Source organism: uncultured Dechloromonas sp., from assembly GCF_945957265.1.
Classification (GTDB): domain Bacteria; phylum Pseudomonadota; class Gammaproteobacteria; order Burkholderiales; family Rhodocyclaceae; genus Azonexus.
This window is the reverse complement of the sequence record NZ_CAMFKO010000010.1, coordinates 12,182-38,722: the sequence shown is the minus strand read 5'-3', so window position 1 is coordinate 38,722 and position 26,541 is coordinate 12,182. Positions and strand designations below refer to the sequence as shown.

General features: G+C 63.4%; 22 protein-coding genes. 6 read left to right on the top strand and 16 right to left on the bottom strand.

Annotated features, from left to right (window positions below; genetic code table 11):
• Positions 1–8: 8 nt before the first annotated feature.
• From Q0P59_RS07330 to Q0P59_RS07305, 6 genes are all read right to left on the bottom strand, one after another.
• A complete protein-coding gene (locus Q0P59_RS07330; RefSeq protein ID WP_295005116.1) occupies positions 9–791 on the bottom strand; it encodes a lysophospholipid acyltransferase family protein in 783 nt (260 codons plus the stop codon).
• Positions 784–1,632 (bottom strand): MipA/OmpV family protein, encoded by an 849-nt coding sequence (locus Q0P59_RS07325; RefSeq protein ID WP_295005114.1) that lies wholly within the window; start codon positions 1,630–1,632, stop codon positions 784–786. The genes Q0P59_RS07330 and Q0P59_RS07325 overlap by 8 nt, the downstream gene beginning before the upstream one ends.
• Before the next feature lies 1 nt (position 1,633).
• A complete protein-coding gene (locus Q0P59_RS07320) occupies positions 1,634–2,566 on the bottom strand; it encodes a hypothetical protein (RefSeq protein ID WP_295005112.1) in 933 nt (310 codons plus the stop codon).
• 68 nt (positions 2,567–2,634) lie between these two features.
• The gene (locus tag Q0P59_RS07315; RefSeq protein ID WP_295005110.1) at positions 2,635–3,969 is read right to left on the bottom strand and encodes an NAD(P)/FAD-dependent oxidoreductase; all 1,335 of its coding nucleotides are present in this window, start codon (positions 3,967–3,969) and stop codon (positions 2,635–2,637) included.
• A 41-nt stretch (positions 3,970–4,010) separates the two neighbouring features.
• Complete coding sequence (locus Q0P59_RS07310) at positions 4,011–4,658, bottom strand: hypothetical protein (protein ID WP_295005263.1); 648 nt, start codon at positions 4,656–4,658, stop codon at positions 4,011–4,013.
• Between the two features lie 34 nt (positions 4,659–4,692).
• Positions 4,693–6,339 (bottom strand): radical SAM protein, encoded by a 1,647-nt coding sequence (locus tag Q0P59_RS07305; protein ID WP_295005108.1) that lies wholly within the window; start codon positions 6,337–6,339, stop codon positions 4,693–4,695.
• Between the two features lie 214 nt (positions 6,340–6,553).
• Here Q0P59_RS07305 and Q0P59_RS07300 point away from each other — a divergent pair, with 214 nt between their 5' ends.
• Positions 6,554–7,162 carry a DUF2726 domain-containing protein gene (locus tag Q0P59_RS07300; RefSeq protein WP_295005106.1) on the top strand — a complete coding sequence of 203 codons (609 nt, stop codon included), beginning with the start codon at positions 6,554–6,556 and terminating at the stop codon, positions 7,160–7,162.
• Positions 7,163–7,419: 257 nt separating this feature from the next.
• Here Q0P59_RS07300 and mnmE read toward each other — a convergent pair whose 3' ends face one another.
• Genes mnmE through rpmH form a run of 5 tightly spaced genes read right to left on the bottom strand, consistent with a single transcriptional unit; the run spans position 7,420 to position 11,165 of the window.
• On the bottom strand, positions 7,420–8,766 hold the full coding sequence (mnmE, locus tag Q0P59_RS07295) for a tRNA uridine-5-carboxymethylaminomethyl(34) synthesis GTPase MnmE (protein WP_295005104.1): 1,347 nt from the start codon (positions 8,764–8,766) through the stop codon (positions 7,420–7,422).
• A 3-nt stretch (positions 8,767–8,769) separates the two neighbouring features.
• A complete protein-coding gene (gene yidC / locus Q0P59_RS07290; RefSeq protein WP_295005102.1) occupies positions 8,770–10,413 on the bottom strand; it encodes a membrane protein insertase YidC in 1,644 nt (547 codons plus the stop codon).
• 24 nt (positions 10,414–10,437) lie between these two features.
• Positions 10,438–10,647 carry a membrane protein insertion efficiency factor YidD gene (gene yidD / locus Q0P59_RS07285; protein WP_295005261.1) on the bottom strand — a complete coding sequence of 70 codons (210 nt, stop codon included), beginning with the start codon at positions 10,645–10,647 and terminating at the stop codon, positions 10,438–10,440.
• Positions 10,647–11,015, bottom strand: coding sequence for a ribonuclease P protein component (gene rnpA / locus Q0P59_RS07280; protein ID WP_295005100.1), 369 nt, complete (start codon positions 11,013–11,015; stop codon positions 10,647–10,649). The genes yidD and rnpA overlap by 1 nt, the downstream gene beginning before the upstream one ends.
• A 15-nt stretch (positions 11,016–11,030) precedes the next feature.
• The gene (rpmH, locus tag Q0P59_RS07275; RefSeq protein WP_027457001.1) at positions 11,031–11,165 is read right to left on the bottom strand and encodes a 50S ribosomal protein L34; all 135 of its coding nucleotides are present in this window, start codon (positions 11,163–11,165) and stop codon (positions 11,031–11,033) included.
• Positions 11,166–11,400: 235 nt separating this feature from the next.
• On the opposite strand from rpmH, the gene dnaA reads away from it, so the two are divergent.
• From dnaA to dtd, 5 genes are all read left to right on the top strand, one after another.
• Entirely contained in the window at positions 11,401–12,798 is a 1,398-nt protein-coding gene (dnaA, locus tag Q0P59_RS07270) for a chromosomal replication initiator protein DnaA (protein WP_295005096.1), read from the top strand.
• A 209-nt stretch (positions 12,799–13,007) separates the two neighbouring features.
• Positions 13,008–14,114 (top strand): DNA polymerase III subunit beta, encoded by a 1,107-nt coding sequence (dnaN, locus tag Q0P59_RS07265; protein ID WP_295005094.1) that lies wholly within the window; start codon positions 13,008–13,010, stop codon positions 14,112–14,114.
• Positions 14,115–14,188: 74 nt separating this feature from the next.
• Complete coding sequence (gene gyrB, locus Q0P59_RS07260; protein WP_295005092.1) at positions 14,189–16,666, top strand: DNA topoisomerase (ATP-hydrolyzing) subunit B; 2,478 nt, start codon at positions 14,189–14,191, stop codon at positions 16,664–16,666.
• A 10-nt stretch (positions 16,667–16,676) separates the two neighbouring features.
• Positions 16,677–16,838, top strand: coding sequence for a hypothetical protein (locus tag Q0P59_RS07255; protein ID WP_295005090.1), 162 nt, complete (start codon positions 16,677–16,679; stop codon positions 16,836–16,838).
• 20 nt (positions 16,839–16,858) lie between these two features.
• Entirely contained in the window at positions 16,859–17,311 is a 453-nt protein-coding gene (dtd, locus tag Q0P59_RS07250) for a D-aminoacyl-tRNA deacylase (RefSeq protein ID WP_295005088.1), read from the top strand.
• A gap of 56 nt (positions 17,312–17,367) precedes the next feature.
• On the opposite strand, the gene Q0P59_RS07245 is transcribed toward dtd, so the two are convergent.
• The 5 genes from Q0P59_RS07245 to gshA all read right to left on the bottom strand — a co-directional run bounded on the left by Q0P59_RS07245 (position 17,368) and on the right by gshA (position 26,504).
• Positions 17,368–18,504, bottom strand: a complete 1,137-nt coding sequence (locus tag Q0P59_RS07245) for a two-component system response regulator (RefSeq protein WP_295005086.1) — start codon at positions 18,502–18,504, stop codon at positions 17,368–17,370.
• A 24-nt stretch (positions 18,505–18,528) separates the two neighbouring features.
• Positions 18,529–22,842, bottom strand: a complete 4,314-nt coding sequence (locus Q0P59_RS07240) for a response regulator (RefSeq protein ID WP_295005084.1) — start codon at positions 22,840–22,842, stop codon at positions 18,529–18,531.
• A gap of 205 nt (positions 22,843–23,047) precedes the next feature.
• Positions 23,048–24,088 (bottom strand): FAD:protein FMN transferase, encoded by a 1,041-nt coding sequence (locus Q0P59_RS07235; RefSeq protein ID WP_295005082.1) that lies wholly within the window; start codon positions 24,086–24,088, stop codon positions 23,048–23,050.
• Positions 24,073–25,038: a glutathione synthase gene (gene gshB / locus Q0P59_RS07230; RefSeq protein ID WP_295005259.1), complete on the bottom strand. Its 966-nt coding sequence runs from the start codon at positions 25,036–25,038 to the stop codon at positions 24,073–24,075. The genes Q0P59_RS07235 and gshB overlap by 16 nt, the downstream gene beginning before the upstream one ends.
• Positions 25,039–25,211: 173 nt before the next feature.
• On the bottom strand, positions 25,212–26,504 hold the full coding sequence (gene gshA, locus Q0P59_RS07225) for a glutamate--cysteine ligase (RefSeq protein WP_295005080.1): 1,293 nt from the start codon (positions 26,502–26,504) through the stop codon (positions 25,212–25,214).
• Between the last annotated feature and the right edge of the window lie 37 nt (positions 26,505–26,541).

Genomic DNA, 26,541 nt, shown 5'->3' with positions numbered 1-26,541 from the left:
GGCGCGATTCAGGCAGGTGCGTGGACGGGCGCCGCGGGCGTTGGGCCCAGTTCGCCCCGGAAATAGGCTTCGATCTCGGCGGTGAAGGCCTGCACATTGCTCGGCGGATCGAAACGCCGGCCCAGGCGCACGCGGCAGGTCAGGGGCAGGGCCGGCCGACGGAAGAGCGGCCAGGCCTTGCCCAGGTAGGGCGTCGAGAACTCGATCAGCACCGTCTGCACCGGCACCCTGGCACGGTTGGCGACCAGGCCGGTACTCGGCGTGCAGGGATCGAGCGGAAAGTTCGCCGTGCGCGTGCCTTCCGGGAAGATCACCAGGCGAGCGCCATCCTGCAGGGCCTGGCGCGAATTGAGGATCATCTCGAGCGGGGCGTCGTTGCGAATGTAGCGGGCCAGGCGGGCGGCGGCGCCGAACAGCAGGTTGTCCATCAGCGAGGCCTTCATCACGCAGACAGCGTTGGGCAGGCGGGAAACGATCATCACCGCGTCGAGCAGGGACGGGTGGTTGGCGGCGACGATCAGCGGCCCGGAGTCGCGCAGCCGGTCGAGTTCCTCCAGGTCGAAACGGCAGGCACAGAAAATTTCCAGGATGCGCAGATAGAAGCGGAAGCCGTTGGAAATGAAGCCGCGCCCGATCGGCTGGCCCCAGCGCTGCGGCAGCAAGGGCTGGAAAAGCAGCGCGAAGGGCAGCCAGCCGAGGCAGATGAGCGCCAGCGTGCCCAGGCCGACGACCATGGCCAGGGTTTCATAGGCAATCCACAGCGGATTCCGGGAACGGCCGCGATCAGTCATCGACCTTAACGCGGGTCGACGATTCTCCGAGAATCCAGGTGATGGCGATGCCGCCGGCGACGTAGTCCTTCTGGCGCACCAGCGGGCTGTTTTCGAAGGCGGCGCCGCTCAGGTTGTCGTAACGGACGAAGGCGCCGACCCAGTATGTCGGGAAACGCTTGGACAGGGCGGCCAGGTACTGCATGCCGGCATAGCCGGAACCGGCCTCGTAGGCCGGGCGGGCGGCCGTCGCGTATTGCGGGGCCACCGAGTAGTAGTAGGCGTGCTGGCGCTTGTCGCCGAACAGCGGGCCGGCGAGCAGGCCGAGGTTCCAGCCGGCCATGCCGGGAATGTCGGTGACGTCCATGTTCAGCTTGGGATGGAAGACCCAGCCGATGTCCCTGGGCGAGCCCTCGACGGTGAAGGCGGCGCGCAGAGGCAGCAGCAGCTTGACGAAGCGGGCGCGGTTGGCCGAGCGCCACAGGGTGAGGTCGATCTGCGGGCCGATCTCGAAGGTCGCCTTGAGATCGGGCATGCCGCTGCGCGCCGTGATGTCGTCGCTGTTGGCCGGCGGCGACAGGGCGGCGGAAACGGTCAGGTCGATGCGGTCGGAATCGAAGAAACTGCCGCGGATGCCGTGCCGGTCGGCCTTCAGGAAATCGCCGTGGTAGTTGAAATGCGGCACCGGCATCAGGAAATTGTTGGTCTGGTCGGAACCGCGGTAGGAGGGGAAGCTGAACGCGGCGACGCCGGCGCCCAGTTCCCACAGCGGCTTGTCCTCGGCGGCCTGTACCGCGCCTGTCACGGCAAGCACGGCCGCCGCCGCCCAGCCCCATTTGCCTGCAAAACGCCTCTTGGCCATGTCAGTTCTCCAGCGCGTGCGAGGCGAAGGCCTCGATTTCGAGCAACAAGTCGTGCCGGCAGATGTCTGCCTGCAGGTAGACGACCTCGGCATCGCCGATCAGCGGCTTCAGCGTGTCGCGAACCTTGTGGAAATCCCGGGCGTGACGAACGTAGACCCGGTACGACAGTTCGCCCAGGGCAAAGGCCGGCGAACGGCACAGGCGGGCGGCTTCGCCGACCACGGCGCCGATGTTGGCCATGGATTCGCGGGTCTGCCCGGCGACGTCCCCGGGATGTACCGTCTGGTGCCCGACGATGCTTGCCGTACCGGATACGAACAGGGTTTCCTGCCCTTCTGGATGGACCAGCACGGCACGCGAGAAGGTCGGGCTGCGCGGGCCATAGTCGGCGGGGTAGTTGTAGGCGCTGACCTGGCGCGGGTTTTCGACCGGGACGGCCGGCGTCGCACCGGCCATGAAGGCGATGTTCAGCGATCCGCCGATCAGTCCGATGGCGCAGGCTGCCGGCACGTTGCCGGTGGCCCCCCGGTGGCATTCGAGAAAGGCATCCTGGCGGCCGATGTTGAACTGGCGATAGCGTTCGAGGCCGCCGGTTTCCAGGTTGATGTTGGCCAGGTAATTCCAGACCCGCCACAGGTGCGGCATGCCTTGCTCGTCGAGCAGGCGGAAAATCCGACGATAGGCCTCGGCGCTCGCCGCCTGCAGCGACGAACAGCCCGATGCACCCGGGAAATCCGCCTCGTTCAGCTCGATCGTCCCATAGAGTACGCCGTCGGCGCGCCGCCAGCCGATGCCTTCGCTGCGGCCGGCCTGCACGGGCAAATCGGTCAGCCAGGTTTCATGGAGGGCGGCCGACGTGGAGCCGAGCAGGGGCGCGAAAATCCGTTGTACCGGCCAGGCTGGCAGGATACCGCTGGCCGGTTCGCCGAGCACGGCGCCACCCAGTTCTCCGCTGGTTTCACGTGGAACCGCGGAAGACGAAGAAGAAAATCGAAGCATTGTCAGGCGTTATAAACGACGTTGTCGTCGACCTTGCGGATATTGAACTTCCGACGTTTCCAGCCCATGAAAGCCCGCCTCGGCTGCGTGAGGTTGGCGATGTAGTAGAGCATCTTGAACGCCCAGATCGACGACCAGATCGGCGTCTTGCCGAAGATATCCCCGGCCAGCATGGAGAGCACGGCTTCCTTGGCGCGGAACAGGTTGCGCGGCCCCATGAAGAAGTCGCGCATGATCGGATTGGTCACGCGATAGATGAACCACGAGAATTCCTTGGGGCCGTGCTTCATCAGGGCATCGAATTTTTTCAGCGCGGCCGCCGCCCTGGCCGGCGTTTTCAGGCAGGTGTCGATCGCTTCGGCGGCGATGACGCCGCTGTTCATGGCCAGCAGCACGCCGGAGGAGAAGACCGGGTCGATGAAGGCATAAGCGTCGCCGAGCATCACGTAGTTGTCGCCGTGATTACGCTCGGACACGTACGAGAAGTTGCCGGTGGCCTCGACTTCGTTGATCAGCGTGGCTCCCTGCAGGCGCTCGGTGAGCTTCGGACACTGGGCGAAGCCGTCGCGCAGGAACTGTTCGAGACTGCGCTCGCCCTTGGTCTTCATGTAGTAGGGCCAGGTCACCATGCCGATACTGGTGATGTCGTTCTGCATCGGGATGAACCAGAACCAGCCGTGATCGAACCAGAAGATGGAGATGTTGCCGGCTTCCAGCCCCGGATTGCGGCGCACGCTGGTGAAATGGCCGTAGATCGCCGAGCTGTTGTGCTTCGGGTTGCGGTGCTTGATCTGGAAACGATTGGCCAGGAAGGTGTCGCGCCCCGAGGCATCGACCAGGAAACGGGCATGCCATTCGGTTTCATGGCCGTCGTCGTGAATCGCGCGAACGACGACCGTGTTGTCGGGCTGGAAGTCCACCGCCTTCGCCTTGCAGCCTTCGTGGACCTCGACGCCCTTGCGCGCCGCGTTGCGGATCAGGATGGTGTCGAACTCGTCGCGCTTGACCTGGTAGGCGTGCGGCATCGACTTGTCCCAAGCCTCGGCAAACCAGAATACCGACGACTGGTCATGGTTCGGCGAGACAAACTCGGCGCCCGGCTTGTGCATGCCGATGGACTTCACCTCCTCGGCGATGCCCATGCGCTCGAAAAGCGGCAGGTTGGCCGGCAACAGGGACTCGCCGATGTGAAAGCGCGGATGATGCGCTTTCTCGAGGATAACCACCCGGTGGCCCTTTTCGGCCAGCATCGGCGCCACCGTCGTGCCGGCTGGCCCACCGCCAATGACCAGCACGTCGCATTGCCGACGCTCTATCGTCTGTGCCTGCTGTTCCATGATTGCAACCTTCTATCGATCTCTGCGGCGGCGATGAATTCTTATTTGCCCTTGTAGGTCATGTAACCCACGGTTTCGGAATGGCCGTCGATCCTGCTGACCGATCCCTTGGCCCAATACACGTAGTACGGACCGAAGCTCGACCACCAGTAGCGCCAGTACGGCCCGTCCAGCTTCGGATTTTCGTTCGTCTGCGGGTGACCGACAGCCATGATGACCTGTTCCCGGGTCATACCCTTCAACAGCTGGCCCTTGGCGATCGCATTGCGCACGGCGGGCGCAAACTTGGCGATCTTCGGCCTGGGATCTTCGAGGACGACGATCTTGGCGACCCATTGCTCGGTCGTTTCCTCGGCCCGGCCATAGTCATGCCCCAGGCGCATCGGCTTGCCGTCGATTTCGACGTAGGCCCGGTAGCCGTCGATCTTCTTGACGCTGATCGGCGTTCCTGCCGCGATGAAGGGCAACTGGGCCAGATTCGAATCGCTGATCCAGTCGCCGGAATAATGGAGGTTGCAGCAGGCATAGCCGTTGCGGATACCGGATTCCTTCTTCGCCGGCTCGGATGCGGCGGCCGGCTTGCCTTCCTCCGGCTTGCTTTCGTTGCTCTTGCAGGCCCCCAGCGCGAAGACGACGCAGCAGGCGGCGGCCAGCAGGCGGACGTTTCCGAATTGCGCGAATTCCTTCATCACCGGCCCCCATTCCCGTACGAAAGACCGGCAATTATACCGCCGCTGTCACAGGCGGCGGCGTGCCGCACGCGTTGCCTTCATAGACGACGGGAATGATCAGCTTGGCGGCGTCGCGCCGTTTCATCTTGACCCCGGACATCGACACGATGTTGTCGATCTGCAGGTCGGTCGACAGTTGCGGCTTGAGCCCGACCGGCTGGCGCGGGTGGAGCTTGAATTCGCGCTTGGCCTTTTCCAGCTGCTCCTTGTTGGAGCTGAAGTAACGGGCCGCGGCGATGGTTTCCGGCAGGTGCTTGAGGATGTGCCACAAGCTCCAGCGGTGCTGCCACAGGCGCCTGGCAAAGCGCCGGCGATAGCCCTTGCTGTCGTAGAAACGCTTGATGTGCCAGTTGTACAGCGCATCCATTTCCTCGCGCGTCTCGAAACCTTCGGGCTTGTAGACGAAATTCAGGCAATTCATCAGGCGCCAGTCCTCGACGAAATCGCCGGTCGGGTCGTTGACGCATTCGTCCCAGATCGGCGCGCCGTGCAGGGGGCTGAACTTGGTCATGTTCATTTCGTCGAGGCCGAGCGAGAGAATGAAATCGCTGGTCGTGCGCACGGTTTCCGGCGTTTCGCCGGGCATGCCGAAAATGAACAGGCCCTTGGCGCGCAGGCCGGCGGCGTGAATCTGGCGCACCGTATCGCGGACCGCATCCAGCGTGACCCCCGCCTTGTGGCGCTCCATCATCACCGGGTCGGCCGACTCGATGCCGATCGAGACCATCAGCGCACCGGCTTTCTTCAACTGGGCGAGCATGTCGTCGGAAGTATGCCCGGCCCGGATGGCGCAGTTGAATTGCATGCCCAGCGGTTTGGCGATGAGCAATGCGCAGAGGTCGAAGACGCGCTGTTTCTTGGCGGTGAACAGGTCGTCGTACATGTTGATGTGCCAGACGCCGAACTTGTCCCGCAGATACTTCATGTGGTCGTAGATGTATTGCGGCGAATTGGTCTTGTACTGGCGCTCGAATACCGTGCGGTCGCAGAAGGAGCAGGTGTAGGGACAGCCGCGCGACGTGATCATCGTCGCGCCATGCTTCTTTTCGTAGGCGAAGAGCGGCAGGTGGTAGTCGTACGGAAAGCCGGCCAGCTTTTCGTAGGCCGGGAAGGGGAGTTCGTCGAGATCGACGATGCGGTTGCGCCGGGGATTGACGACGATGTGGCCGGCTTCGTTGCGCCAGATCAGGTTGCCGACCTCCGCCAGCGGCTTGCCGTCGGCCAGTTCGAGCATGGCGCCTTCGCCTTCGCCCATGACCAGGCAGTCAATTTCCGGAAATCGGTCGAGAATCGAGGCACCCAGCGACGAAACGTGCACATTGCCGAAAACGATCCTGATCTCCGGACGCCGTTCGCGGATATAGGCAGCGATCTCGAAGGCATCCATGAAACCCGACGTCGTTGCCGAAAAGCCGACCATCTCGGGATCGGTCGCCAGCACGATCTCGGCATTTTCGGCCGTTGTCGGCGGGGCGTACGGCCCAAGGCAGTCGTGCAACTGCACGGCATGGCCGAATTTTTCCAGCCACGAGGCCAGCTGCATGATGCCGATGGGCGGCATTCGGTTGGCCAGCACCGAAAAATCGGGCTGTCCCGGCACGAAATTGAAACCAGCTGGATGAACGAGTGTGACGCGCATGAATCTTCCCCGGACGAAGTGGCTGAATTCTATTAGAAATACCCCCATCTTCAGCAGTTCAATAAAGCGTTGTCATCAATGAACCGCCCGCTCATGGCGACGAACATCCGATGCCCGTCCGCGTGAGGAATCGGTTCGCGGATAAAAACATTCGCATAATTCGACCGGCAATTTATGCCATCATACTGGTTGCCGAATTTTCGATCGCATGCCAATGGATCTGTTGATCGTCGCCATCCTCATCGCGTCAGCCATTCTGGTCTATGTGCTGTTGCGGGGCCGCGACCGATTTTCGCCCGACGGAAAGGGGGAGCAATCCCCAGTGCCTCCCGTCACCCGCCCCAGAAATTCCGGATGGCCTCCTTCGACCCTTGAATTCGATCTTCAAGCGCGTCCTGGCGATGCGCCGGCTCCAAAGCCGTACCGCCTTCTCAACGATGCCGAGCAGATTCTCTATTTCCGCTTGTGCGAAGCCATGCCCAGGATGCTGGTATTTGCCCAGGTCGGGGTGGCTCAGCTGGCGCAATTGCGGGGACGCCGGGAAGCCCGGAAATTGAGCGCGATGCTGGGCAGAGGCGTCGATTTCCTTGTCTGCGGCAGCGATTTCAAAATCGTGGCAGCCATCGACCTGGCATGGCCAACGGACGATGGCACTGAAAACTCGCCCGAGGAAGAAAAACGACGGGCCCTTCAATACCTGGGCATTCCGCTGATCGTCTATCGCCCCAACCAATTGCCTGATGCCGATACGCTGAGCAGGGAAGTAGCCAATGCCATCGTGCATCGGAAGCGTCTTGAAGCCGAGCGCAGCGCAGCACAGTGAGCCGGAAGGCGCTGTGCTGGGTTTATATATTTAAACTGTGTATACAGTTACTACTGAGAATATATCAGCGACAACTCTGTGGATAAAATTTATTTTACGTTTATCTTCAGATAGTTGAGTCTGTAAATCGGACTTCGTAAACCCTCTGGATTGCCTGTGGATGAAATCGGGATAGTTTTCGGGAATTTCGAAAACCCCGATTTACCCACATTGCGCGGACAGTTTGTTCACAGGCTTATCGACAGCCGGAAATCGGTCTATTTTCCGATGCAGAAACGGCTGAAAATCACGCCCAGGAGATCGTCGGCAGTGAATTCCCCGGTGATTTCCCCGAGCGCGTGCTGGGCCAGCCGGAGTTCCTCGGCGAACAGCTCAAGCGCCGGCAGGATGCCTTCGACGACAGCGCGTGCCGCGGCGACATGTTCCTGCGCCGTGGCGAGGGCGCGCAGATGGCGTTCACGGGCGATGAATACGTCCTCGGCCTGGTGCCAGCCGGCGATTCTCAACAGTTCCCGGCGCAGCAGATCGATGCCCCGATTAGCCTTGGCCGAGAGCGAAATCGCCACGCCGTCGACTTCGTCGTGCCGCTCTGGCTCGCGTTCGGCGAGGTCGATCTTGTTGTAGAGCGTGATCCGTTGCAGGGCTTTCGGCAGCCGTTCAAGAATCTCCCGGTCGGAATCGGTGACACCGGTTCGCGCATCGACCAGGAGCAGAACGACGTCGGAGCGCTCGATTTCCTTCCAGCTGCGCTCGATGCCGATGCGTTCGACTTCATCGTCGGTCTCGCGCAGGCCGGCGGTGTCGATGATGTGCAGCGGAATGCCCTCGATCTGGATGGTCGAGCGCAGCGCGTCACGCGTGGTGCCGGCAATCGGCGTCACGATGGCCAGGTCGTCGCCGGCCAGCCGATTGAGCAGGGAGGACTTGCCGACGTTGGGTTGGCCCGCCAGGACGACGTGTAGGCCCGATTGCAGCAGCTTGCCCTGGCCGGCCCGGTCGAAGATCTCGGCCAGCTTCAGTTGCAGGCGCTCGAGGCGCCCGAAAGCGTCGGCGGCCTTCAGGAAATCGATATCCTCTTCCGGGAAATCCAGCGTCGCCTCGACCAGCATGCGCAGGTTGATCAGTTCATCGTTCAACTCGCCGATGGCGCGCGAGAACTCGCCCTGCAGCGAACGCACCGCCGAACGCGCGGCGCTGGCCGTGGCGGCGTCGATCAGGTCGGCGACAGCCTCGGCCTGGGCGAGGTCCATCTTGCCGTTGAGGAAGGCGCGGCGGCTGAATTCGCCGGGTTCGGCCAGGCGGGCGCCAAGATCGAGGCAGCGGGCGAGCAGCATCTGCATGACCACCGGGCCGCCGTGGCCCTGCAGTTCCAGTACATCCTCGCCGGTGAAGGACTGCGGATTCGGGAAATAGAGCAGCAGGCCGGTGTCGATGGTGCTGCCGTCGGCCGCCTGGAAATCGGCCAGCGTCGCGTAGCGCGGCCTGGGCGTCTTTCCGGTCAGCGCAAAAGCAAAGGGCAGCAAATTGCTGCCCGAGATGCGGATGACGCCGACACCCCCACGGCCGGGGGCCGTGGCGATGGCGGCGATGGTGTCCTTGGTCACACCTTAGGCTTTCGCGTCGTTGGCAGCCTTGCCGCCGGCGTCGATCATGCGCGTGATCTGCCATTGCTGGGCGATGGACAGCACGTTGTTGACCACCCAGTAGAGGACCAGACCGGCCGGGAACCAGAAGAACATCACGCCGAAGATCAGCGGCATCATCATCATGACCTTGGCCTGGATCGGGTCCGGCGGGGTCGGGTTCAGCTTGGTCTGCACGAACATCGACACCATCATGATGACCGGCAGGATGAAGTAGGGGTCGGCCGAGGCCAGGTCGGTGATCCAGCCGATCCACGGCGCGCCGCGCATTTCGACGGCGCCGAGCAGCACCCAGTAGAGGGCGATGAAGACCGGAATCTGGACCAGGATGGGCAGGCAGCCGCCGAGCGGATTGACCTTCTCGGTCTGGTACAGCTTCATCATTTCCTGGTTCAGACGCTGCTTGTCGTCGCCGAAGCGTTCCTTGAGCTGCATCAGGCGCGGCGTGAGCACCTTCATCTTGGCCATCGACTTGTACGACGCGGCGGACAGCGGATAGAACACGGCCTTGATCCCGATGGTCAGGATCACGATCGCCCAGCCCCAGTTGCCGACCAGCTTGTGGATGGCTTCCAGCGCCCAGAAGATCGGGGCGGCAACCACGGTCAGCCAGCCGTAGTCGACGACCAGGTCGAGGCCGGTGGCGACCTGCTTGAGGGAAGACTGCTCCTGCGGGCCGGCGTACAGGGCGACCGAGGTTTCACCTTTGGCACCCGGGGCGATTTCGGCGACCGGCACGATCACGCCGGCCTGGAAGATATTGCCGCCATCGACCTTGCGCATGTAGAACTCGCGCTGGGTCTTGTCCTTGGGCACCAGGGCGGCGACGAAATAGTGCTGGACCATGGCCAGCCAGCCGTTGTCGGCGGACTTGGCGAACTTGGCCTTGTTGTCGGCGATATGGCCGAAATCGACCTTCTGGTACTTGTCGGCTTCGGTATAGACGGCCGGACCGGTGAAGGTCGACACCATCTTGCTCTCGCCGGCCGGCGCCACGTCGTCGCGCTGCAACTGGAAGTAGGCATGCGGGGCGATGGCCTTGTCGCCGCCGTTGGCGATTTCCCAGCTGACGTCGATCAGGTAGGAGCCGCGCTTGAAGGTCAGGATCTTGGCGACCTTGACGCCGTTCTGCTCGGCTTCGAGACGCACCTTCAGCTCATCGCTGCCCTCGGCCAGCTCGCTTGCACCGGCAACCCGCTTGAAGGTGCTGCGGTGGGTCGGCAGGCCTTCGCCGATCAGGCCGGCCTGGGCCATGTAGTGATGCTTGGCGTCGAAGAGGACGAAATGCTTGTCCTTCTGATCCTGTTCCCGGTATTTCAGCAGTTCGAGACCGACCAGATCGCCACCTTGGGTGGAAATGCTGGCCTTCAGCAGGTCGGTGCTGACCGTGAAGGTTTCGGCGGCCGGGGCCGGCACGGCAGCCGTCGGCGCTTGCGGAGCGGTCTTGCCCTGCAATCCGACCGACGGCGTCGGTGCGGCACCGGCGGCTTGGCCTGCGGCCGCAGCTTCCACGGCAGGTTTCGGCTGGTTGTGCTTCTGCCAGTTTTCCCACAGCATGAAGCTGGAGAAGGTGAAGATCAGAACCAGAATAAGGCGTCGAGTGTCCATGAACTGCCTACAAAAAATTGTTCGTCAGGGTACGGGATCATACCCGCCGGGATGCCACGGGTGACAGCGGCAGATGCGTTTCGCACCCAGCCAGCCGCCGCGGATGGCGCCGTATTTCTGTACTGCTTCCACCGTATATTCCGAACAGCTTGGAAAATATCGGCAACGTCGTCCGAGGAAAGGGCTGATCGCATATTGATAGATGCGAACCAGGCCGATCAACAGCCGTTTCATCATGTTTCCCGCTTTGGCCGGGGTCGTTGCAGCTTGTCGAGCAGAACGAGGAAATCATCGGCCAGCATTTTGCCATCAAGCGGAGACGGTTTTGTTGCAAGCCGGACGACCAGGTCGACGGCCGGCAACGATGGGCGACGCAAGCGAAACTGCTCGCGGACGATGCGCTTGACGCGATTGCGGTCTACCGCACGCTTCAATTGCTTCTTGCCGACGACCAGGCCCAGGCGCGCTTCGGTATGAGCTTCGGGGCGCGGCTGATAGTGCAACATCAGCCATTTGCCACGAATCGCCCTCCTGAAACCAAAAACGGATGAAAATTCATCCGTTTTGGTCAGGCGATAGCGTCTGGCGAAGCTTTGATTCACCTCGCCGTGTCCGGCTTAAACAGCCAGACGCTTGCGGCCCTTGGCGCGGCGAGCGGCGAGAACGGCACGGCCGCCCTTGGTGCGCGAACGGACCAGGAAGCCATGGGTGCGCTTGCGGCGCACGACCGACGGTTGATACGTGCGTTTCATGTCGTAATCCCTTGATGTGCTAAGAAAAACACGCGATTAGACTCTGTTGATGGGGGGTTTGTCAAGATCAATTATTTTTCAAAGCTGTGGATAACTTGTTTGAGGGCAGGTAAAATTGCCAGTTCGTCAGCAACCGAAGGGTTTTTGACGTATCCAGAAAATTGCAAATAAATCATAGATCTAATAACCGCCATCGAGTGAATGTTCGAATGCGCGGGGAGGAGTGTTTTCGTCGATGGCCGGTTTTTGGGAATCCTGTTTGCAACGCTTCGAGCAGGAACTGCCCGCGCAGCAATTCAACACCTGGATCAGGCCGCTTCGGCTTGAAGGTGAAACCACGGCTCTGGAAAACGGTTTGCGCCTGATCGCGCCCAACGGATTCATCCTGAAATGGGTACGCGATCGTTACTTGTCCCGTATCGAAGACTATAGCCGCAATTTTTTCGCCGGCCCGGTCACCATTGCATTGGTTATCGGTTCGGGCAAGGTCGCCCCAGCGCGTGTCGAAGCGACCAGTGCCGAGCCGGCTGAAAGCGCCCCGGCCAAACCGAACGGTCCGGTCGAGCGCAAGGGCAGCGCCCAGGAAAAACCGGGTGCCCGCAAGAACAATTACGAAAAATCCCGCCTGTTCCCGACCTTCACCTTCGACAACCTCGTCGTCGGCAAGGCCAACGACTTGGCCCGGGCGGCGGCCGTGCAGGTCGCCCACAATCCGGGCGGCGCCTACAACCCGCTGTTCATCTACGGCGGCGCCGGTCTCGGCAAGACCCACCTGATCCACGCCATCGGCAACACCATCCTGACGGAAAACCCGGAAAAGGTCGTCCGCTATGTACACGCCGAGGATTATTACTCCGACGTCGTCCGCGCCTACCAGCAGAAGTCCTTCGACACCTTCAAGCGCATGTACCGTTCGCTCGATGTGCTGCTGCTCGACGACGTACAGTTCTTCAACGGCAAGAACCGTTCGCAGGAAGAGTTCTTCTTCCTGTTCAACGCGCTGATCGAAGCCCGCAAGCAGATCATCATCACCTGCGACACCTATCCGAAGGACATCAACGGTCTGGACGACCGGCTGGTCACCCGCTTCGACTGGGGCCTGACCGTACAGATCGAGCCGCCGGAACTGGAGATGCGCGTCGCCATCCTGAAGAAGAAGGCCGAGGCGGAAGGTATACAGCTCGACGACGAAGTCGCTTTCTTCATAGCCAAGCACCTGCGCTCCAACGTGCGCGAGCTGGAAGGCGCGCTGAAGAAGGTGCTGGCCTATTCCTCCTTCCATGGCCGCGCCATTGCGCTGGACCTGGCCAAGGAGGCGCTGAAGGACGTCATCGGCTCGGTGCGCAACGTCGGCATCGACAACATCCAGAAGACCGTCGCCGACTATTACAAGATCAAGGTCGCCGACCTGTTCTCCAAGAAGCGCACCCGCGCCATCGCCCGACCGCGCCAGGCTGCCATGTGGCTATGTCGCGAAGTGACCTCGCACAGCTTCCCGGAAATCGGCGATGCTTTCGGCGGTCGCGACCACACGACGGTCATCCATGCGGTGAAGACCATCGACAGCCTGCGCACCAAGGAAAACGAGTTGAACCACGATCTGCACGTATTGCTGCAAGTATTGAAAGGATGAGGCTGTCGATAATCCTGTGAACAAGTTGGTGGCGCTTTGTGAGTCATCTGGTGAAACCCGCTTTGTGGGAAAATTATCCGGATTTCATCCACAGGCAATCCAGAGACTTTCGCAGACTGCCAAAATCATTTCAATACGTTGAAACAAAAGATAAATTTTCAGTTATCCACAGAATTGTTCCCGATATAGTCTATAAAGGAATTTAATTTATGGTTCTTATTAAAACCCAAAGAGACACGCTTCTTGCCCCGCTGCAGTCTGTGTCGGGAATTGTCGAACGTCGTCATACGCTGCCCATCCTGTCCAACGTTCTGCTGGAAAAGAAGGGCGACCGCCTGACGCTGCTGGCCACCGACATCGAAATCCAGATCACTACCGCCACCGAAGGCGCCGGCGGCGACGGCGATGGCGCGGTGACGGTCGGCGCCCGCAAGTTGCAGGAAATTCTGCGTTCCTTGCCCGATACCACCGAAGTCAGCCTGGTCCTTGAAGACAAGCGCCTGCAGGTGCGTGGCGGCAAGAGCCGTTTCAGCCTGCAGACCCTGCCCGCCGACGACTTCCCGCGGATGACCATCAGCGACGGCGAGACCAAGCAGTTCTCGATTTCGCAAAAGGCCTTCCGCCAGCTGATCGGCAAGACCCAGTACTCGATGGCGGCGCAGGATGTGCGCTACTACCTGAACGGCCTGCTGCTGCTGGTCGAAGGCAAGGAGCTGCGTGCCGTGGCCACCGACGGCCACCGCCTGGCCTACGCCAGCGTCGAGATCGAAACCGAGCTGCCGCGCCAGGAAATGATCCTGCCGCGCAAGACCGTGCTCGAACTGAACCGCCTGCTGGTCGATACCGACGATGCGCTGAACATCACCCTGACGCCGAACCAGGTCCGTTTCGCCTTCGGTTCCGTGGTCCTGGTCTCCAAGCTGATCGACGGCAAGTTCCCGGACTACGAGCGCGTCGTGCCGGCGACCCTGAAGAACCACATGAAGGTCGGCCGCCAGACGCTGATGCAGGCCATGCAGCGTGCCGCCATCCTGACCAACGAAAAATTCCGCGGCGTCCGCGTCGTGCTCGGCGACAACAGCCTGAAGCTGATCGCCGCCAACGCCGAGCAGGAAGAAGCGCAGGAAGAAATCGAAGTCGATTACACCGGCGACGCCATCGATGTCGGCTTCAACGTCGGCTACCTGCTCGACGTGCTGAACAACGTCCATGCCGACGAAGTCCAGTGGAGTTTCAACGACGCCAATTCGAGCGCGCTGATCACCCTGCCGGGCAACGACCGCTTCAAGTACGTCGTGATGCCGATGCGCATCTGATTTTCCGGCAGTAACCCGAAAGAAGGTCTGTCCAGCCGGGCAGACCTTTTGCAGTTTCACGTGGAACCAAAACAATGAGTGAAGAGAACGTCCCGCAAAGCGCTGCGCCGGCCTACGGCGAATCCAGCATCCAGATCCTCGAAGGTCTGGAGGCCGTGCGCAAGCGTCCCGGCATGTACATCGGCGACACCTCCGACGGTACCGGCCTGCACCACCTGGTCTTCGAAGTCGTCGACAACTCGATCGACGAGGCCCTGGCCGGGCATTGCGACGACATCATCGTCACCATCCACACCGACAACTCGATTTCGGTCATCGACAACGGCCGCGGCATCCCGACCGGCGTCAAGATGGACGACAAGCACGAGCCGAAGCGCTCGGCCGCCGAAATCGCGCTGACCGAACTGCACGCCGGCGGCAAGTTCAACCAGAACTCCTACAAGGTGTCGGGCGGCCTGCACGGCGTCGGCGTCTCCTGCGTCAATGCGCTGTCGAAGTTCCTGCGCCTGACCATCCGCCGCGACGGCAAGAAGCACTTCATGGAATTCTGCCGCGGCGTGCCGGTCGACCGGGCCATCGAAACCCGCGACGGCTTCGAAGTGTCGCCGCTGAAGATCCTTGGCGACACCGAAAAACGCGGCACCGAAGTGCACTTCCTGGCCGACGAGGAAATCTTCGGCCATGTCGAGTTCCACTACGAAATCCTCGCCAAGCGCCTGCGCGAACTGTCCTTCCTGAACAACGGCGTCAGCATCAAGCTGGTCGACCAGCGTTCCGGCAAGGAAGAGCTGTTCGCCTTCGCCGGCGGCGTGCAGAGCTTCGTCGAGTACGTCAATCGCACCAAGTCGGTCCTCCATCCCAAGATTTTCTACTCCTCCGGCGAAGCCAAGGTAGGCGATACTGGCGTCACCATCGGTGTCGAAGTGGCGATGCAGTGGAACGATTCCTACCAGGAACAGGTGCTCTGCTTCACCAACAACATCCCGCAATCCGACGGCGGCACCCACCTGACCGGCCTGCGCGCCGCGATGACGCGCGTCATCAACAAGTACATCGACGAAAACGAGATCGCCAAGAAGGCCAAGGTCGATATCAGCGGCGACGACATGCGCGAAGGCCTGGCCTGCGTGCTGTCGGTCAAGATGCCCGACCCCAAGTTCGCGTCCCAGACCAAGATGAAGCTGGTGTCGTCGGAAGCGCGCCCGGCCGTCGAGGAAGTCGTCGCCCAGAAGCTCGCCGACTTCCTGCTGGAAAACCCGATCGACGCCAAGACCATCTGCGGCAAGATCGTCGAAGCCTCCCGGGCTCGCGAGGCCGCCCGCAAGGCACGTGAAATGACCCGCCGCAAGGGCGTTCTCGACGGCATCGGCCTGCCCGGCAAGCTGGCCGACTGCCAGGAAAAGGACCCGGCGCTGTGCGAAATCTACATCGTCGAGGGTGACTCCGCCGGCGGCTCCGCCAAGCAGGGCCGCGACCGCAAGTTCCAGGCGATCCTGCCGCTGCGCGGCAAGGTGCTCAACGTCGAGAAGGCGCGTTTCGACAAGCTGATTTCCTCCGAACAGATCGTCACGCTGATCACCGCGCTCGGCACGGGTATCGGCAAGGACGATTTCAACGTCGAGAAGCTGCGCTATCACCGCATCATCATCATGACCGACGCGGACGTCGACGGCGCGCACATCCGCACCCTGCTGCTGACCCTGCTCTATCGCCAGATGCCGGAGCTGGTCGACCGCGGCTACATCTACATCGCCCAGCCGCCGCTGTACAAGGTCAAGCACGGCAAGACCGAGCGCTACCTCAAGGACGACCAGGAATACAACCAGTTCCTGCTCAACATGGCGCTCGACGAAGCCGTCCTCACGCCGCGTGCCGGCGCCGAAGGCATCAGCGGCCCGGCGCTGGAGGCCCTGGCCCGCTCCTGGCTGGCCACCGAAGCGGTCATCGAACGCCTGTCGCACATCATCAACCCCGAGGTCCTGCAGTCCATCGTCCGCCACAACCTGGCGATCGACCTTTCGTCGGAAGAGAAGGCCCGGGCCAGCGCCGACCTGATCGCCGGCAAGATTGCCGCCGGTACCCGCATCGTGCCCAAGTTCGACGATATCCAGGAACGCTGGATCCTGCGCATCGAGCGCATGCACCACGGCAACCTGAAGGTCGGCCTGATCGACGAGGACCTGCTGCTCTCCGGCGATTTCATGCAGCTCAAGCGCACGGCGGAAACCCTGTCCGACCTGTTCGGCGCGGGTGCCGTGATGGCCCGTGGCGAGAAGAAGCAGGTCGTCACCAACTTCGGCGATGCCATGAAGTGGCTGCTCAACGAAGTCGAGCGCGGGATCAGCAAGCAGCGCTACAAGGGTCTGGGCGAAATGAACCCCGAGCAGCTGTGGGAAACGACCATGGACCCGAAGGTGCGCCGCCTGCTGCGCGTGCAGATCGACGACGCCATCGCCGCCGACGAAATCTTCACCACGCTGATGGGCGAAAATGTCGAACCGCGCCGGGAGTTCATCGAAACCAATGCGCTCAATGCGCGGATCGACATCTGAGGAGTAGCCCGTGCGTGTCCTGATCGCTGCCATCCTTTCCGCATTCCTGCTCAACGCCTGTGCGCTCTACACGCCGGCCGGCAGCGTCGTCGTCGATCCGAACGGCCCGGGGCACCACCCGGGCGGCGGCGGCTTCTGCCCGCCGGGGCAGGCCAAGAAGGGCAACTGCTAGGCGCTGTCGGCGCCTTTGATATGCGGGTCGTCGTTCAGCGCGTCAGCGAGGCTTCGGTCACGGTCGATGGCGACGTGTGCGGCAGCATCGGCAAGGGTTTGCTGGTACTGGCCGGGTTCGAGGCCGACGATACGGACAGCGATCTCGCGTGGATGGCCGGCAAGCTGGTTCGCCTGCGCCTGTTTTCCGACGAGGCGGGGGTCATGAACCGCAGCGTCCAGGAGTTTGGCGGAGAGATTCTCGCCGTCTCGCAATTCACGCTCTACGCCTCGGTGAAGAAGGGAAACCGGCCTTCATGGAGCCGGGCAGCACGCGGCGATGTGTCGGGGCCGCTGTTCGAGCGTTTCGTCGCCAGGCTTTCCGCTGAACTGGGCAAGCCGGTGCCGACCGGAATTTTCGGTGCCGACATGCGGGTGGCGCTGGTCAATGACGGGCCGGTGACGCTGACGATCGATTCCCGGGTTCCGGAATAGCGTTTCAGCCCTTGCCGGTGACCGCCCAGGCGATCCTGGCCCTGCCGGCGACTCCCTTACAAACTGCCCTCGGTACTGGCAATGATCGCCGGGTAACCCTGCGGGTCGTCCTTGTGGTCGTAGATTTCCTTGATGTGGAATTCCAGGTCGGTCAGGGCGCCGTTTTCGTCGGCGTAGATTTCCTTGATGCGCAGGATTTCCGGCAATGCCGACTTGAAGGCGGCGATCAGCGTCGGATCGAAGTGGCGGCCGGTCTGCTCGTCGAAGTACCGGAGGGCGGCCTCGAGGCTGACCGCGGCCTTGTAGGGACGCACCGACATCAGGGCATCGAAGACATCGGCGATGGCCACGATGCGGCCTTCGAGGGGGATGGCTTCGCCGGCGAGGCGTTGCGGGTAGCCGCTGCCATCCCATTTTTCATGGTGGGTGAGGGCGATGATGCGGGCGGTTTCGAGCAGTTCGTTGTCGTGCTTGCCGATGATCTCGGCGCCCATGATGGGGTGGCGCTGCATCACTTCCCATTCGGCGGCATCGAGCTTGCCCGGCTTGAGCAGGATGGCGTCGGGAATGCCGATCTTGCCGATGTCGTGCATCGGCGCCGTGTTGAAGATGATGTTGGCCGACTCTTCCCCCATGCCGTGCGCCAGGGCGATGATGCGGGCGTAGTGGCTCATGCGCAGCACGTGGTTGCCGGTCTCGTTGTCCTTGAACTCGGCGGCGCGCCCGAGGCGCCTGATGATCTGCTGGCGGGTGGTGAGCAGCTCGAAGGTGCGCTGGCGGACCATGCGTTCGAGCTCCCGCGACTGGTCGTAGAGGGCCAGGTGGGTGCGCACCCGCGCCTTGACGATGGGCGGGCTGATCGGTTTGGTGATGTAGTCGACGGCGCCGGTGTCCAGGCCGCGCTGTTCGTCCTCGGTGCTGCCCATGGCGGTGACGAAGATGATCGGAATACGCCGCCGGTCGGGGTTGGCCTTCAGGCGCCGGCAGATTTCCAGGCCGCTGATGCCGGGCATCATGATGTCGAGCAGGATGAGATCGGGCGGCTCGTCGGAATAGACGATCTTCAAGGCTTTTTCGCCGGAGGTGGCGACCCGGACGCGATAGTCGTCGCGCAGCACTTCGCTGAGCAGGTCGATGTTTTCCGGGCTGTCATCGACGACCAGCACGCATTGTTTGGGCAGAAGGGGGGACATGGCTGGCGACTCTCTTTTCGCAGGTCAGGTGTGGTTCCGCTTGGTGGTCATCTGGTGCAGCGTTTCCTTTGCGTCGTCAAAGGCATACTGATTGATCTGACGGGCCAGCCGGTCGACCAGCAGGGGGTCGAACGACTGCTTGAGCCGGATGGCAATTTCGGCGAAGGAGCGCACGGCGGAAGCGTCGTCATTATCAAGCAGGCGATGCAAATTGGATAGTGCGCCGGCCGCCAGTTCGTCGATCGGCAGCGCTGCGGCAGACGGTGTCTGGCTGAGGATTTCGCGCGCCTGGGCGATGATGGCGGCCAGGCTTTCGGCCAGGGTTTTCAAGCCGGCATCGACGTCCGGATGGCTGGCGGCGAGGCCGCTCCTGAGCCCTTCCTCCAGTTCGCCGGCCTGCCTGGCCAGCGCATTGGCCCCGATGTTGCCGGCCAGGCCGCGCAGGGTATGGGCGCGGAGCAGCATCGCACCGGTATTGCCGTTGGCCCGGTCGGCAAGCAGCTGGCTGGCGGCATCGGCCTGGTTGTCGCAAAAACCGGCGAGCAGCCGGTCGTACAGGGCCCGATTGCCGCCGAGCCGGGACAAGGCGGCGGCCGTATCGATGTGGTCGTCGGCGGCGGTGGGGGTTGGCCCGGGTTCCCCGGCGTCCGCGGGCACTTCGCCGTCGACGGACGAATGCTCGCCGAGCCAGCGCGCCAGGGTGTCGTGGAGAACGGCGATGTCGATGGGCTTCGGTATGTGATCGTTCATGCCGATGGCCAGGCAGCGTTCCCGGTCGCTGGCCAGGGCATTGGCGGTCATGGCGACGATGGGCAGGCGCTTGCTGCCGGGCAGCCGGCGAATGGCCTCGGTGGCCGTGTAGCCGTCCATGACCGGCATGTGGCAATCCATCAGCACCAGGTCGTAGGCGGTGCTGCCTGCCTTCTGGACGGCGATCCGGCCGTTTTCGGCGGTATCGACCCGGAGGCCGATGTTGCTCAGCATTTCCTCGGCCAGCTCGCGATTGATCTCGTTGTCTTCGACGAGCAGCACGCGCTGGCCGGCGAAGCGGCGGCCCGGGGTATGCGGCCGGCCGATGACGGCCCGCTGCCCGGTGTCGCGATGGAGGGCCAGCATGATGGCGTCGAACAGCGTCGACGGAGTCGCCGGTTTGCCCAGGATGGCGCCGACCTGCCGCTCGCCCAGCGCCGCCTGCAGTTCCTCGCGGTCGTAGGCGGTCGCCATGACGATCGCCGGCGATTCGACGGCCTCTTTTCGGTCGATCCGGCGGAGCAGTTCGACGCCGTCCATGCCGGGCATCTTCCAGTCGACGATGAGCAGGCCGTAGGGGCGATTCTCCTCCTCTGCGGCGGCGAGGGCGGCGAGTGCCGGCTCGGCGCCGAATACCGCATCGCCTTCGATATCCAGCATGCGCAACATGTGCAGGAAGACGTCGCAGGCGCCGGGACTGTCATCGACGACCAGCGCCCGCAAGCCGTTCGGCAAGCCCATGCGCCGGGGCGCCTCGCTCTCGCCGGAGGGGATGCCGAAGGGGAGACGGAAGGTGAAGCAGCTGCCGACCCCGGGCTGGCTGCGGACGCCGACACTGCCGCCCTGCAGATCGACGATGCGCTTGCAGATGGACAATCCCAGCCCGGTGCCGCCGTATTTGCGCGTGGTCGATGCGTCGGCCTGGGTGAAGGCGGCGAACAGCCCTTCCTGCTGCTCGGCGTTCATGCCGATGCCGCTGTCGATGACCTCGAAGGCCAGTTCGAGGCCTTGTTCGCTGCGCGAGGCCACGGACACCGCCAGCTTGATTTCCCCGACCTCGGTGAACTTGATGGCGTTGCCGACGAGGTTGAGCAAGACCTGTCCGAGGCGCAGCGGGTCGCCGAGCAGGTGGTCGGGAACCTCGCAAGCGATGTCGTAGATCAGTTCCAGCCCGCGGTCGCGAGCCTTCATGCCGCACAGGTCGCCGAGATGGCGCAGGGTGGCGTCGAGGCTGAACGGCACGCACTCGAAGTGCATCATCCCAGCTTCGATCTTGGACAGGTCGAGGATGTCGTTGATGATGCCGAGCAGCCCCTTGGCGGCATTGTCGACCTTGTTCAGGTAGTTGCGCTGGCGTGCGTCCAGTTCGGTCTGCAGGGCCAGGTGCGTCATGCCGATGATGGCGTTCATCGGGGTCCGGATTTCGTGGCTCATGTTGGCCAGGAAATCGGCCTTGGCGGCGGCCGCCGCCTCGGCTGCCTCGCGGGCCCGGCCGGCTTCGCGCTCGGCTTCCTTCAGCGCCGAGATATCGACGATGACGCCGACCAGCCCGTCCGGCCGGCCATCCGGGGCGCTGAAGCCGCTCACCGAGTAGAGGGTGTCGCGCAAGCGGCCTTCGGCATCGACCAATTGTACTTCGCGGCTGACCCGGGCGCATTCGGCGATGACGCGCTCGTCCTCGGCCTGGTAGGCCGCGCGTGCATCTTCGGGGATGTAGCTCAGATCGAGGACGCGCTTGCCGATGAATTCCCGGCGCTGGATGCCGAAGAAGGTTTCGTAAGCCTGGTTGCAGCCCAGGAAGCGGGAACTGGTCCCCTTGTAGAAAATGGGGTTGGGAATGGTATCGAGCAGCGCCTGGAGCAGCGCGAACTGGCGAATCAGCTCGGCTTCGATTTCGCGGCGATCCGAAACGTCGAGAACGGTGACCAGGATGGAGTCGAGCTCGCCGTCGCCCTGGCGGATGGCGGTCAGCTGCACGTCGCCCCAGCGCGATTCGCCGTGCGGCGTGACGAATTCGAACTCGTTACGCAGGCTCTGCTTGCCACCTGGCCCGCCCTGGGCCAGCAGATCGTCCATCCGGCGCTGGATATCGACCGGCAGTTCGATGTTTTCCGGTTGGGCGAGCAGGGGGTCCATCGCCTGATCGACGAAACGGGCGAAAGCCGGGTTGATCAGCGTCGGCTTGCGCTCGCGGTCGAGGCTGACGATGCCGACGGCCGCATTGTCGAAAATGGCGCGGAAGAATGCCTCCCGCTTCTGGAGGATTTCCTGGTTCTGGCGCAATGCCTGGGTGCGGGCGGCGATTTTCAGCTCCAGCGCGATATGGGCGTCCTCCTGTTCCCGGCGGGCGCTCTGCAGATGCTGGCGCATGGCGTCGAGGGCCGCGGCGAGCTGGATGACTTCCCGCCAGCGGGCATCGGTCGTCACCGGGGCATCGAGGTTCATGCCGCCGATCCGCGTGCTGTCGTTGGCCAGCGCGATCAGGGGTTCTCCGAAACGGTTGGCGATGCGGATGGCGACGACCATCCCCAGCGCCAGCGCCGACAGGGTGATCAGGCCGAGCAGGAGCAGGTCCTGCTGGGTGATCGGGACGAAATCGCTTTCCGGAGCGCTGGCGCCGAGCCACACCCCGGTACCCTTGATCGGCCTGAACAGGCTGATCCAGCGACCGTCCGCATGCGCGATGCGGTGCACTCCCTGGGCGGGCTGCGGGTCCGCCTGCCAGGCCTGGAAGGCGCTGGCCAGCTCGGGAAAGCCAAGGTCCTCCGGCGTCTTCAGCAGCGCGTCCTGTATGGCCTGGCGATCGGTGAAGCGCGGATCGTTGGGCAGGGCGATCATCCGGCCCTCCCTGAGGAAGAGCGCGGCTTTGCCATGCGGGCTGATGGCCATGCGGGTGGTGAATTCGGCGATGTCGATCAGCCGGACGTCGTGGGCGATGACATGGCTGGAACCGTCGGCGCCCCGCCAGCGCATGCTTGCCGTGATGCCGGGTTCGCGGGTCGTGAAAAAGATGTAGGGCTCGGTCCAGAACACCGTGTTGTCGTCGGGCTGCGCCATCGCACCGGTGAACCAGGGCCGTTCGCGGGCGTCGTAGTGGCGCTCGCGCATCTCGACGCGCTCGATCTGCCGGTTGGCATCCCAGGTGATCCAGTAGGTCTGGCTTCCCCACGCCTCGGGATTGGAGATCCGGTTGATCCAGCGGCCATCCGCAGTCATCAGCAACAGGATTTCGCGCCCCGATTCGTGCGCGAAGACGACCGAAGCGATCTCACCGTGATGGGCGATGATCGGGAAAAAGAACTCGTTGAAGCGCTGCAATCCGTCGAAATCGAGATCGCCGTTCTTGCCCCAGCCCTGGCTGCTGCGCAGGGTCACTTCGACCGTCTTGAGAAGCCGGGTGTAACGGGCCTCGAGCTGTTCGGCAGCCAGCTCCATCTGCGATCTGGCCAGGCGGTCGACGGTCGGCTTGCCGATCAGGTGGTAGAGCGAGGCCGCGAATGCGAGCAGGGCAAGCAGAATGAGCAGCCCGATACGCACGATCAGGCTGTTCGCGAATCCCGGCATCTTGAAGGAAACGCTGCGCAGCATCCCTTCCCCCCCTCTGGTCACGTTCTCGATAGCGGCCCATCGCTGGAGGCCCGGATTTCATTCTGTGGCGACTTTGTGTCGAGATATACGGTGGGTGTATTCCCGTGTCAACAAATTATGCGATAGGCGTAGTACCTTGTGCCGAAATGGTCCGAAGCGCGCGAACGGGAAAACCGGTTTCCCCCGCTTGCCGGGAGGCCGCGCGCTAGCGGACGACGGTCGCGTCGGGGACTTTGCCGACGAATTCCAGGCGGCGGCTCAGGGCCTCGGTGACGAAGACGCGGCCGTCGCGGTCGATGCGCAGGACGAGGCCGACCGCCATCTGGCGCGCCATGTCGCGCCAGCCGTCGGGTCCGGCGATGAAGACCGGCTTGGAGGAGGCGTCGGACAGGGTGCCGGCGTTCGGGCCGGCGGGAATCAGCACGGTCACCGCCTGCGTGTGGGCGGCGGGGTAGCCGCTGCGCGGATCGAGCAGGTGCGGGTAACGCTGGCCATCGACCTCGAAGAAGCGCTGGTAGTCGCCGGAAGTGCCGATGGCTTCGCCGTCGTCGAGCGTCACGGTGGCGAGCGGGCCGGGCTGGCGCGGGTGCTGGATGCCGACCCGCCATTTCTTGCCTTGCTTGCTGCCCAGCGCCATGACGTTGCCGCCGATGTTGATCAGCGCGTTGCGGATGCCCATGTCGCGCAGGATGCCCGCTGCCCGGTCGAGGGCGACGCCTTTCAGGTAGCCGCCGAAATCGAGGGCGACCTGGCGGTTGCGGCTTTTTACAGTGTTGCCGTCGATGGCGATATCGGCGATCGACGGCTTGCCGGCCAGCCAGGCCTTGATGTCGGCCGCGGGCGGCAGTTCGGCCCTGAATTCGTCGGCCTGGAAACCCCACAGCTTGATCAGGCGGCCGATGCCGGGATCGAACAGGTGATCGCCCTGTTGCGACAGGGCCTGGGCTTCGCGGACGAAGCCGGCCAGTTCGGGGCTGGCCAGGTAGGGCTTGCCGGCGGCGATGGCGTCGTTGAGGGCGCTCAGTTCCGACGGCTGCCAGGCGTGGTAGGCGCGGTGCAGGCGGTCGAATTCGCGCAGCACGGCGGCGATGGCCTGGCGGCCTTGTTCGGGATCGTCGCCGACGACGATGACTTCGACGCGGGTGCCGAAGACGTAGGCCTGCTGTTCCTGCAGCGGCGCGCGGCTGCAGGCGGCGAGCAGCACGGCGGCGAGGGCGAGCAGGAAAGGCCTTACGCCAGTCCGCATGCGTGCTCGAGGGCGGTGATGAAGGCGCCGGCCGCGTCGAAGCCCGACTGCTGGCGGATTTCGACCATGCAGGTCGGGCTGGTGACGTTGATCTCGGTGAGGTGGTTGCCGATGACGTCGATGCCGACCAGCAGCAGGCCGCGCTTGAAGAGGATGGGGCCGAGCGCTTCGGCGATCTGCCGGTCGCGCCCGGACAGTTCCTGGGCGATGCCGGTGCCGCCGGCGGCCAGGTTGCCGCGCGTTTCGCCGGCCTTGGGGATGCGCGCCAGGCACCACGGCACCGCCTTGCCGGCGATGAGCAGGATGCGCTTGTCGCCGTGGGTGATCTCCGGCAGGTAGCGTTGCGCCATGATGGTCCGGCCGCCCTCGTGGGTCAGCGTTTCCAGGATGACGTTGCGGTTGGGGTCGTTGCGGTGCACGCGAAAGATCTGGCTGCCGCCCATGCCGTCGAGCGGCTTGAGGATGACGTCGCGTTCCTCGTCGATGAAATGCTGGAGCTGCGCCATCTCCCGGCTGACCAGGGTTGGCGGCGCAAAGTCGGGGAACTCCATGATCGCCAGCTTTTCCGAATGCTCGCGCAGGGCGCGCGGCCGGTTGAATACGCGCACGCCGTCGGCCTCGGCCCGTTCGAGCAGCCAGGTGGCGGTCAGGTATTCGAAATCGAAGGGCGGGTCCTTGCGCATGACCACCGCGTCGAAGGCCCGAAGCGGCATCCATTCGCGGCCGATTTCGCGGTACCAGTCGTGGTCGTCGGGGCGCAGATGCAGGTGCAGGGCCTCGCCGGAGACGCCGCCGGCATGGATCGCGTCGGCCTTGCGCCAGCCCAGCGTCCGGGCCTCGATGGCGTAGACCTCGTGGCCGTGCTTTTCGGCGGCGCGCATCATGGCCACCGACGAATCCTTCCAGGCCTTCAGTTCGGGCAGCGGGTCGAGGATGAAAGCCAGTTTCAGCGACCGGCTGCTGCCGCCGAGCAGGTGCTTCTGAGTCGCTCCGGCCTGAGGGCCGGAGTCTCCTCGCCACGAGCCAGGGGAGCCGCCGGCTCCGGAAAGGATTGTCTCGCTCACCCCGCCATGAATGGCGGGGCTTGCGCTCGACCCGTGGTCGAAATGCAGCTGCTGCGCCATCAGTCCTCGTCGGTCTCGGGCGCCGTGCGCTCGAGTTCGATGGCGGCAGCCAGGCAGGCCAGCCGGCCGACCACGCCGTAGGCGTAGAAACGGTTGGGCGGCGAATCGGGATTGCCGCAGCGGTAGTCGGGCAGGTTGCAGCCGGTTTCGAAGGCCAGCGGTTCGAAGTGCATGCCCGGCGCGTTGAGGTTCTCATCCTTGCCGCGCCCGGTATGGACGCGGTAGAAGCCGCCGACGACATAGCGGTCGATCATGTAGATCACCGGCTCGGCCACTGCCTCGTTGAGCGTCTCGAAGGAATGCACGCCTTCCTGGATGAGCACCTCGGAGACTTCGAGGCCTTCCTTGACCACGCTCATCTTGTTGCGCTGCTTGCGGTTCAGGGCGATGACCTCGTCGGCGTCGCGCACCGTCATGACGCCCATGCCGTAGGTGCCGGCATCGGCCTTGACCACCACGTAGGGCGTCTCGTCGATGTCGTATTCGCGGTATTTTTCCTTGACGATGTCGAGCACGGCGGCGACGTTGGCGGCCAGGCATTCCTCGCCCTGGCGCTCGTGGAAGTTGATGCTGCGGCACACCGAGAAGGCTGGGTTGATGCGCCACGGATCGATGCCGATGGCCTTGGCGAAGTCGTTGGCGACCTGGTCGTAGGCGGCGAAGTGGTTGGACTTGCGGCGCACCGCCCACCCGGCATGCACCGGCGGCAGCACGACCTGCTCGTTGAGGCCCTGCAGGATGGGCGGGATGCCGGCCGACAGGTCGTTGTTGAGCAGGATGGCGCAGGGGTCGAAGCCGTCCAGGCCGAGGCGGTAGGGCGTGCGGACCAGCGGTTCGAGCAGCAGGCTGTGGCCGTTCGATAGCTCGACGGGGGTCGGCTCGGTGACCTCCGGATTCAGCGAACCGATGCGCACATTCAGCCCGGTCTGCTTGAGGATGGCGGCGATCTGCGCCACGTTCTGCAGGTAGAACTGGTTGCGCGTGTGGTTTTCCGGGATCAGCAGCAGGCTGCGCGCATCCGGGCAGAACTTCTCGATGGCGCTCATCGCCGCCTGCACGCACAGCGGCAGGAAGGCCGGATTGAGGTTGTTGAAGCCACCGGGGAAGAGGTTGGTATCGACCGGTGCCAGCTTGAAGCCGGAGTTGCGCAGATCGACCGACGAGTAGAACGGCGGCGTGTGTTCCAGCCACTGGCCGCGCAGCCAGTGTTCGATTTGCGGACTGGCGGCCAGGAAGCGGCGCTCCAGTTCGAGCAGGGGGCCGGTGAGGGCGGTGGTGAGGTGGGGAACCATGTGCTGTCTCTTTTCCCGGGGAATTTTTATTGTGGCC